The organism is Pseudomonas tremae (assembly GCF_001401155.1).
GTDB lineage: Bacteria > Pseudomonadota > Gammaproteobacteria > Pseudomonadales > Pseudomonadaceae > Aquipseudomonas > Aquipseudomonas tremae.
This window is the reverse complement of record NZ_LJRO01000238.1, coordinates 1-620: the sequence shown is the minus strand read 5'-3', so window position 1 is coordinate 620 and position 620 is coordinate 1. Positions and strand designations below refer to the sequence as shown.

The window sequence follows — 620 nt, the reverse complement described above, 5'->3', positions numbered from 1 at the left end:
CGCCTAGGCTTGGTCAAGCTGTCAGGTATGAGCCGATTCAGCGAAACTGAGAGCTGGGTCATGTGCAGATGGTCGAGCCTACGGCTATTATCTACGTTGGTTTTCAGTTCCATTGCTCCCCAACCCCCTATATTTCGAATGTAGGTCCTGGCCATTTCTGATGGCTCGCCTCAACCAACGAACAGCCTTTGAGGCTGTTTTCCGAAATCGCGTGGCTTCTTGCGAAAATGCATTCAAACACATAAAATGACTTCATTGAATGCAATTTCATGAGGTGATGTTATGGCAATGCTGACAGTACGGAACTTGCCCGACGATGTACACCGCGCGCTACGAGTGCGGGCCGCCCAACACGGGCACAGCACCGAGGCCGAAGTCCGCGAGATTCTGGCGATCGCAGTCAAGCCGGAGACGCGCGTTCGCCTAGGTGAAGCCTTGGCGGCATTGGGTCGCAAGATCGGCCTGACGAACGAAGATTTCGAGGTCTTCAACCAAGTGCGAGACAAGACGCCGGCCAAGCCGCTGAGGTTTGAATGATCGTCCTCGATACCAACGTCGTTTCCGAGGCGATGAAGCCCGAGTCCCACTTGGCCGTGCGGGCCTGGCTGAACGATCAAGCC

1 protein-coding gene is annotated in these 620 nt (G+C 55.2%); it reads left to right on the top strand.

Annotated elements, in window-relative coordinates:
* Positions 1-288: 288 nt before the first annotated feature.
* Entirely contained in the window at positions 289-537 is a 249-nt protein-coding gene (locus ALO43_RS15660) for a FitA-like ribbon-helix-helix domain-containing protein (RefSeq protein WP_235812533.1), read from the top strand.
* The last annotated feature ends 83 nt before the right edge of the window (positions 538-620 follow it).